Source organism: Acidocella aquatica, assembly GCF_030160635.1.
Lineage (GTDB): Bacteria > Pseudomonadota > Alphaproteobacteria > Acetobacterales > Acetobacteraceae > Acidocella > Acidocella aquatica.
On sequence record NZ_BSOS01000105.1, the window covers coordinates 1 to 9,022 of the forward strand.

The 9,022-nt window shown below is 61.6% G+C and carries 6 protein-coding genes and 1 pseudogene; 6 read left to right on the forward strand and 1 reads right to left on the reverse strand.

Features of this window, described 5'->3' with window-relative positions:
- Positions 1–525 precede the first annotated feature (525 nt).
- From kdpF to QQJ84_RS18980, 6 genes are read left to right on the forward strand one after another with little or no spacing between them, the layout of a single operon-like run.
- Complete coding sequence (gene kdpF, locus QQJ84_RS19545; RefSeq protein WP_408862247.1) at positions 526–612, forward strand: K(+)-transporting ATPase subunit F; 87 nt, start codon at positions 526–528, stop codon at positions 610–612.
- Between the two features lie 13 nt (positions 613–625).
- Positions 626–2,323 carry a potassium-transporting ATPase subunit KdpA gene (gene kdpA, locus QQJ84_RS18960; RefSeq protein WP_284259900.1) on the forward strand — a complete coding sequence of 566 codons (1,698 nt, stop codon included), beginning with the start codon at positions 626–628 and terminating at the stop codon, positions 2,321–2,323.
- A gap of 1 nt (position 2,324) precedes the next feature.
- Entirely contained in the window at positions 2,325–4,358 is a 2,034-nt protein-coding gene (gene kdpB, locus QQJ84_RS18965) for a potassium-transporting ATPase subunit KdpB (RefSeq protein WP_284259901.1), read from the forward strand.
- Positions 4,359–4,369: 11 nt separating this feature from the next.
- Positions 4,370–4,942 carry a K(+)-transporting ATPase subunit C gene (kdpC, locus tag QQJ84_RS18970; protein WP_284259902.1) on the forward strand — a complete coding sequence of 191 codons (573 nt, stop codon included), beginning with the start codon at positions 4,370–4,372 and terminating at the stop codon, positions 4,940–4,942.
- 6 nt (positions 4,943–4,948) lie between these two features.
- The gene (locus QQJ84_RS18975; protein WP_284259903.1) at positions 4,949–7,558 is read left to right on the forward strand and encodes a sensor histidine kinase; all 2,610 of its coding nucleotides are present in this window, start codon (positions 4,949–4,951) and stop codon (positions 7,556–7,558) included.
- On the forward strand, positions 7,555–8,238 hold the full coding sequence (locus QQJ84_RS18980; RefSeq protein WP_284259904.1) for a response regulator transcription factor: 684 nt from the start codon (positions 7,555–7,557) through the stop codon (positions 8,236–8,238). The genes QQJ84_RS18975 and QQJ84_RS18980 overlap by 4 nt, the downstream gene beginning before the upstream one ends.
- A gap of 66 nt (positions 8,239–8,304) precedes the next feature.
- Here QQJ84_RS18980 and QQJ84_RS18985 read toward each other — a convergent pair.
- A pseudogene (locus QQJ84_RS18985) lies at positions 8,305–9,022 on the reverse strand (recombinase family protein); the annotation flags it as partial.

Here is a 9,022-nt window from a genome sequence, read left to right on the forward strand (position 1 = left end):
ATGTGCGGTTGTGCAGGGATGGCCAAAGAAATCAAACCAAAACAGCTTCGTGAATAATAGCGGCTAGTTTGGGTTGATCTGCTGCTGAGCAAGGAGGTCCGAGCGGCATAGGGCCAGTTCAGCCTGCCGCCATTTGTGGTTCGTGGGGGAAGAAGGAGCATAGGCCAAAATCCCCAGTAAGCGCGCGCCATTGATGCGAGCGATCTTGCGTTGGACATTGGTCAGCGTTGTATCGCCATGCCCGCCCGCTTGCGGCGCTCTTAAAGTCAGACTCAAGAGTGCATCGTCACAGGCAGTATACATTCGGCAAGAGCAGCTTAGCTGTGGGATGTTGGGGCCGTGTGGTTTCTAAACTTTATGTCTTCTTTATGCCCGGCATTTTTTTCCACATAGGATCTTTATGCATAGTGGAGCATCCTTGCTGGATGAAGGGGGACTTTCAATGAACGATTTTATTGCTATTTTTTTTGGTTTCACCATATTTTTGCTGTTGCTGTGCTATGTTCCAGCTTGCGGGCACGTCTGATGTTGGATCTGGTACTGGGTGGCGCGGTCTCGGCCGGGCTGCTGATTTATCTTGTCTGGGCGCTGCTGCGTCCAGAAGATTTTTGAAGGCTCCGCTGCCATGACAATTCAGGGTTTACTCTACATCGCGTTGGTTTTCGCGCTTGTGCTGGGAGCGGCGTTTCCACTAGGCTGCTATCTGGCGGCGATATTCGAGGGTCGTGTGACTTGGCTGCGCCCGGTTGAGGTTGGTATTTACCGGCTCGCAGGGGTCGATGAAACGCGCGCCATGCGCTGGCAGGATTACGCCATCGCACTGCTGCTGCTCAGTGTGATCCACTTCTTTTTGCTCTACGCAATTTTGCGGCTGCAATATTATCTGCCAATGAATCCGCAACATATCACCGGCATGGCGCCGCGCCTGGCGTTCAACACCGCAGCTAGTTTTGCCACCAACACCAACTGGCAAGCCTATGTGCCTGAAGCGCAAATATCCAACGGCGCGCAAATGTTCGGGCTGGCCGTACATATGTTCCTCTCCGCCGCTGCTGGAATCGCTGTCGCCGCCGCGGTGATGCGCGCCTTTACCGGTAGCGGGCTGAAATCCATAGGCAATTTCTACACTGACCTTACGCGTATCACGCTGTATGCGCTGTTGCCCGTCACCATTATTGCGGCAACCCTGCTGGTGCTGGCTGGTTCGCCGCAGACCTTTGGGCCGTTCATCACCGCCCACACGCTGGATGGCGGCTCGCAAACCATTGCCGTCGGCCCCGTGGCATTCCAGGAGGCGATCAAGGAATTCGGTACCAACGGCGGCGGGTTTTTCAATGCCAATTCGGCCCATCCATTTGAGAACCCGAATGCCTGGACCAACCTGTTCGAAAACTTCCTGCTCCTGGTCATCGGTTTTGCCATGCCGATTGCCTTTGGCCATATGGTGAAAGACAAAGCGCAAGGCCGTGCGTTGATGGCGGCTATGGCGATCGCCCTCGCTTTGGGGTGCGTTGGCGCCTACGCAGCCGAGGCGGCGGGCAACCCGCTGCACATTGCCGCTGGCGTGGCCGCGCAGGGAGGAAACTGGGAAGGCAAGGAAATCCGTTTCGGAATTCCTGCTTCCACCACCTTCAATGTTTCTGCCACCGGTACCTCGACCGGTGCAGTTGATAGTTTTACCGACAGCTATACGCCGCTCGGCGGTGCCGTGCCTCTGTTTCTCATGCAACTGGGCGAGGTTACGCCTGGTGGCGCTGGCTCGGGCTTTTATACTATTATCGTTTTTGCGTTGTTCTCGGTTTTCGTCGCGGGGCTTATGGTCGGGCGAACGCCGGAATATCTCGGCAAAAAGGTGCAGGCCAAAGAGGTCAAACTTGCGATGCTCGGCGTGCTGATCCTCACCTTGTTCATTCTGGCGGGTGCTGGTTTTTCATTGGTCACGGCTTCGGGTGTCGCCTCGCTCGGCAATGCCGGGCCGCATGGGCTGACGGAAATGCTTTATGCCTGGACCTCGGGCACGGAGAATAACGGCAGTGCTTTCGCCGGGCTTTCCGCTGACACGCCTCTGCTCGATTACGGACTGGGTGCCGCCATGCTGTTTGGGCGCTTTGCTTTCATGGTGCCGGTCCTGGCCATCGCCGGTTCGCTTGCTGCCAAGCCGAAACTTCCCGAGAGTGCCGGCACGTTCCCCACCACAGGGCCGTTGTTCGTTGGGCTGCTCATCGGCGTCATCGTCATCCTGGGCGGGTTACAATTCATGCCGGCGGACACGCTGGGACCACTCGCTGCGCATTTTCTTCTCCATGCTGGAAAGACCTTCTAAAATGGCAAAAGCTGAAACGATCTCCTTGTTCGATGCGGGAATTATCCACCGCGCCGCGCTGGATTCCCTGCTGAAGCTCAATCCAGCCTCCCTGGCCCGTAATCCGGTGATATTTGTCACCGAAATCGTGGCAGCGCTGGTCAGCGTGACCGCGGTCGAGGCAATCGTCACGCGTCACCCGTTTGGGTTTGCGCTCGTCATCGCCATCTGGCTTTGGCTGACCGTAATCTTCGCGACCTTCGCGGAGGCGGTGGCGGAGGGGCGAGGCCGCGCTCGCGCTGAAAGCCTCAAACATGCCCGCTCCGACACGATGGCGAAGCTCCTGTTCGATTCGCACGACCGCGCCCTCTACAAGCCCACGCATGCGCCTGATCTGTATCGCGGGGATGTGGTGCTGGTCGAGGCTGGAGATTTGATCCCCTCTGACGGCGAGGTCATCGAAGGGGTGGCCAGCGTGAATGAGAGTGCTGTGACGGGTGAGTCCGCCCCGGTGGTGCGCGAGGCCGGCGGTGACCGCTCGGCTGTGACCGGCGGCACGCTGGTTGTCTCTGACTGGCTGGTGGTGCGCATCACCGCCGATGCGGGCGCCACGTTCCTTGACCGTATGATCGCGCTGGTTGAAGGCGCGGCGCGGCGCAAGACGCCTAATGAGATTGCGTTGAATATTCTTCTCGCGGGTCTCACGCTTATTTTTCTCATTGCAGTCGTCACGCTCGTTGGCTTTGGCAGTTACTCGGGCACCAAATTCACCATCCCCGTATTGGCGGCCTTGCTTGTCTGCCTCATCCCCACCACCATCGGTGGTTTGCTCTCCGCCATCGGCATCGCGGGTATGGACAGGCTGGTGCGCTTCAACGTCGTCGCCACCTCCGGCCGCGCGGTGGAGGCGGCGGGCGATGTGGACGCGCTATTGCTGGACAAAACCGGCACCATCACTTTCGGCAACCGCATGGCTTCAGGCTTCTACCCCGCCGCTGGGGTCGCCGAGCGCGAACTGGCGCAAGCCTGCGCCCTGGCCAGCCTGGGCGATGACACGCCGGAGGGCCGTTCGATCCTGAGCCTGGCGCGCGAGCGCTACCAGATCGCGCCGGAAACCCCGGATGGAACAACGGTCATTCCGTTCTCCGCCAATACCCGCTTGTCGGGCGTGGATTTCAACGGCGGAACCTACCGCAAGGGAGCTGTGGATTCCTTGCTCAAGGCGCTTAACGTCACTGGTGACACCGGTTTTAACGAGGCCGTGGCCCGCATCGGCCGCGCCGGGTCAACGCCGCTGGCGGTTTCGGCGAACGGCCGCCTGCTCGGGGTCATCGAGTTGAAGGACGTTGTCAAACCCGGGATCAAGGAGCGTTTCGCCGCGTTGCGGGCCATGGGTATCCGCACGGTCATGGTCACGGGCGATAACCGTGTTACCGCCGCTGCAATCGCCGCCGAGGCGGGGGTTGATGACTACATCGCCCAAGCCACGCCGCAGGACAAACTTGATTATATCAGGAAAATTCAGGCGCAAGGACGTTTGGTTGCCATGTGCGGTGATGGCACCAACGATGCTCCGGCGCTGGCGCAAGCCGATGTCGGCGTGGCGATGCAGACCGGCACGCAGGCCGCGCGCGAGGCGGGCAACATGGTCGATCTCGACAGCGACCCGACCAAACTGATCGAGATCGTGGAAATCGGCAAGCAACTGCTCATCACCCGCGGCGCGCTCACCACGTTTTCGATAGCCAACGATATTTCCAAATACTTCGCCATTCTCCCGGCGATTTTCGTGGGCACCTATCCGCAACTCGGCGCACTCAACATCATGCAGCTGCGCACGCCGGAGAGCGCGATTCTCTCAGCGGTCATCTTTAACGCGCTGATCATCGTGGCGTTGGTGCCGCTGGCGCTGCGCGGGGTAAAATTCCGTGCCATCGGGGCGGCGGCTCTGCTCAAGCGCAATCTGCTCATCTATGGGCTCGGCGGCATCGCAGCACCATTCATCGGCATCAAGATAATCGACATGCTTCTGGGAATGTTCAATATTTTTTCATAATGGATCTCGCCATGTTCTTCCGTGAACTCCGCCCGGCGCTCTCGCTGGTTATCTTCTTCACCGTGCTAACCGGCTTCATATTGCCCGAGATTTTTACCGGCGCCATGCAGCTTGCGCTGCCTTATCAGGCCAATGGCAGCCTGATCCGCCAGAACGGCGAGATTATCGGCTCGGCTCTGATCGGACAAAACTTCACCTCACCAAAATACTTCCAGCCGCGTCCCTCGGCGCTGGCCACAGCTTATGATGCCGGCACCTCTGGCGCCTCGAATTTAGCGCCCACCAGTGCGGCGTTGCTGAAAACCGTGCAGGCCCGCGTCGCGGCGTACCGGCAGGCATTTGGTCCCGGCCAGGTGCCCGCCGATGCCGTTACCGCTTCCGGCTCCGGGCTGGATCCGGATATTTCCGCCGCCAATGCCCTGCGTCAGGCCCCGGCCGTGGCTGCTGCGCGGCAATTACCGGCCGATGAGGTGATCGGCCTTGTCAAACGGATGACCCACCACGCCACACTGGGCATTGTCGGCACGACGCATGTGAATGTCCTGCAACTGAACCTTGCGCTGGACCGGCTCACGGCATCATAAAACCCTATGGAAAAACCACGCCCCGACCCCGACGCGCTGATCGCCAGCCTGCGCCAGGCCGGGCGCGGGCATCTGAAAATTTTTCTCGGCGCGGCGCCGGGTGTGGGTAAAACCTGGGCGATGCTCGATGCTGCGCATACCCAGCAGCAAAAGGGCGTGGACGTGGTGGCGGGGCTCATCGAAACCCATGGCCGTGCTGGCACCGCAGAAAAGCTTGGTGAACTGGAAGCGCTGCCGCGCCAGCCGGTGCCGTATCGCGGCCAGAGCCTGGAGGAGTTCGACCTTGACGCCGCGCTCCACCGCCACCCGCAGTTGCTGCTGGTGGATGAGTTGGCACACACCAACGCGCCCGGCCTGCGCCACGCCAAGCGCTGGCAGGATGTGCAGGAATTGCTGGAAGCGGGCATCAATGTCTGGAGCACGCTCAACGTCCAGCACCTGGAGAGTTTGAACGATCAGGTAGCACGCATCACCGGCGTGCGTGTTGGCGAGACCCTTCCGGACACGGTTTTGGATCTGGCCGACGAGATCGAGCTGATCGACCTGCCACCAGCCGAATTGCGAACCCGGTTGGAGGAGGGGCATATCTATAGGCCGGATGTGGCCCTGCGCGCGCTGGATGGCTTTTTCCGCGAGGGCAATCTGGGCGCGCTGCGCGAAATCGCGCTACGCCGCGCCGCCCAGCGTATCGACAGGGACGTGGCCAGCTATATGCGCCTCTCCGCCATTCCTGGCCCCTGGCCGGTCGCCGAGAAGGTGCTGGCGCTGGTTGGGCCCGATCTGTCAGCACAGAACGTGGTGCGGCATGCGGCGCGGCTGGCCGATGCGCTGCGGGCGCCGCTGGTGGCGTTCCATGCCGAAGGGGGCGATGACAACACCAGGGTGCAAGCCGCGCTCGATCTTGCCGTGCAGCTTGGCGGCATGGCGGTCACCGTAAATGCGCGCGATCTGGCCCAAGCCGTTTTGGATTATGCCGCCGCTAATAACATCACGCATATCGTCTTGGGCCGTGACGCGGCCCGCTGGCGGCCCCGGCGGCGGCTGACCGAGTCGCTGACACGCCGGGCCACGGCCTTCACCCTGCATCTCGTGCCGCTGCCGGCCGCCCCGCCACCGCTCACCGCGGCGCCGCGCCCCCCGCGGAACTGGGAGCCCTATGTGCTTGCCGGCGTGCTGCTGGGCGCGGTCACGCTCGGTGGCATCGCCGCACAGTCTTATCTACCGCAGGAGGCCATGGGGCTGATCTTTACCGGGCTGATCGCCGCCATGGCGAGCCGCTCTGGCCGCAATGCCGGACTGTTTACGGCCATCATCGGCTTTTTCCTGTGGAATTTCTTCTTCCTGCCGCCGCTCTACACCTTCTCCGTTTCGGACCCGCAGGACCTTGTGGCCCTGCTGGTGTTTCTCCTGGTAGGGCTGCTTACCGGCACGCTCGCCGGAAGGGTACGGCTCGAGGCCGTCTCTTCCGCAGCGCGTGTGGAAGCGCTGCGGCGCATCTCGCTGTTTGGTCAGCGCTTCTCGCGCGCCGCCACCTTTTCCGATGTATTGCGCGGCGCGGCGGAGGAAGCCGCCTCAATGACTGGCGCGGGGATTGTGCTGTTGCAGGGCGTGAACGGGTTGGAGATGGAAGTCTGCGTACCGGCGGAAGCGGTGCTGGATGAAGCGGCGCAAGCGGCGGCTGAGTGGTGTTATAGCCACGACATGGAAACCGGGATCGGAACCACCACGTTGCCATCCGTGCCTTGGAGATTCCTGCCCCTGCATACCAATGGCACGGTTACGGGTGTGCTTGGCGGGCGGCCAAAAACCGTGCCCCCTCCGCCGCTTGCACAAACCCTGGTGACACTGGCGGGGCAAGCCGCGATGGCGCTGGAACGCGCGCGTCTTGCGATGCAGACCGCCCGCGCCCAGGCCCAGGAGGATAGCCAGAAACTGCGCAACGCCCTGCTTTCCTCGCTCAGCCACGATCTGCGCACGCCACTCACTGCTATTCGTGGCGCCGCGGAAACCCTGGCCCAGTCCGGCACGGCACTGGCTCCGGCGATCCAAGCTGATCTCCTTACCAGCATCATCGAGGACACCGCGCGCATGACGAAATTTCTCTCCAATATCATGGATATGGCGCGGGTGGAGGCAGGTGGCCTTACGGTCCGGCGGGAGAGGTTGCGCCTGGCCGAATTGGTGGAGGCGGCGATTGCCCGCATTCCCGGGGCGCAATACACTGGCGTTAACATTGCGCCTGATGCCAGCCATGTGTTGGCGGACCCGGTGCTGCTGGAACAGGTAGTGGTGAATATCCTCGACAATGCGATGAAATACGCGCCGGCCGGGAGCCGCGTCGCCATCCAGGCGGCACGGCGGGGAGAGAAGGTGCGGCTTGCGGTGTCTGATGAGGGGGTAGGTATTCCGCCGGGGGAATTGGAGGCGGTGTTTGACAGTTTCTTCCGTGCTACCAGGGGGGACCGCGTGGCCCCCGGCACGGGGCTCGGCCTCGCCATTGCCAAGGCGTTCACCGAGGCGATGGGCGGGAGTATCATGGCGCAAAGCCCGCGGCTTGATCTCCCCGCTGACGGGCTTCCCGGCACTATCATCACCGTGGAGTTGCCCGCCGCATGAGTATTGCATCAGGCCGTATTCTGGTGGTGGACGACGAGCCGCAGATCCACCGCTTTCTCGCACCGGCGCTGCAGGCGGCGGGGTTTGAGCCATTGCGGGCGGAGCGCGGCGAGGCGGCGCTGCGCGCCGTGGCGGCGAACGCGCCGGATCTCGTGCTGCTGGATCTTGGCCTGCCGGACATGGACGGCCATGCCGTGCTGCAAAAACTGCGCGAATTTTCCAGCGTGCCGGTTATCATTCTATCCGCGCGTGACCGTGAGGCGGAGAAGATTGCAGCATTGGACGCGGGCGCGGATGACTATGTGGAAAAACCCTTCGGCCTGGGTGAACTACTGGCGCGCATCCGTACCGCGCTGCGCCATAAAGGGCAGCCGGAGGTTAGCAGCCAGCCGCTTGAATTCGACGGATTGGTCATTGACCCAGCCAGTGCGAAAGCGGCGCTGCATGGCGAGGCACTGACACTTACCCGGCGCGAATATGAGTTGCTGCTTCTGCTGGCGCGCAACCGGGGGCGTGTGTTGACCCACCGGCAAATTCTGACCGCGCTGTGGGGGCCGGCACATACGGAGGATGTCGCTTATTTGCGCGTTTATATTGGCCAACTGCGCAAGAAGCTCGGTGCGAGTTTCTCCGCGCGGCTGAGTACCGAACCTGGCGTGGGCTACAGGCTGCAAGAGTAACCCCAGACGGCGGGGAAAACTCTAATCTGACTCCTGGCGATGAAGCGACGTCGAAGACCAAAATGGTCAATTTAGGGGCAAGGTCGTGATATGCCGTCGCCGGCTGCGTGCCCCCGCAACCATCTTGATTTGCTCAACCAGAACAGAAACAGAACCGTCCGTGGAAACACGGGCGGTTTTGTCGTTTGCGGCCGATAAGGCCAGGATTCCCGCCAGCGCGCCGCGGATCTCAACGCGAAGCGCGCCGTTCTCAGGGATCAGACGAACCTCGTCGATCAACGTGCGGATGATGCTGAAGGCTTCGTCCTTGGTTGCCGGGTCGGCCAGCGCGGTGTGCAGCGCCGCAACCTTCTCGCGGTAAACTTCCGCAAGGTTGGGATGCAGCGCCGGCTCACGGGCGGGCTGGTTGGCGAGCAGGGCGTTCAGCTCATCTTCGCGGGCTTCCAGGGCAATCATCTCGTCCTTAACCGTGCGCGCCGGCATGCCGTCCATCAAAGCCTGCACCAAAACTTTTTGCCGTGATTTGACCCGGCCGAGTTCGGTTTTGGCCGTCTCGTAATGTGCGTTCTGCTGCGCGAGGATGGTGTTGCGTTCCGCGATGAAGGCGGTGGCGAATTCCTTAAATATATCCGGATCCATCAGCCGGTGCTTCAGCCCCGCCAGCACGATGCCGTCGAGGGTCTCCACGCGGATGTTCTGCCGGTTGGCGCAAGTGCCTTTGTTGCGCGCCGCGGCGCAGCCAAACAGCGTGGCGCTGATCTTCGAATAACCACCGCCGCAGACG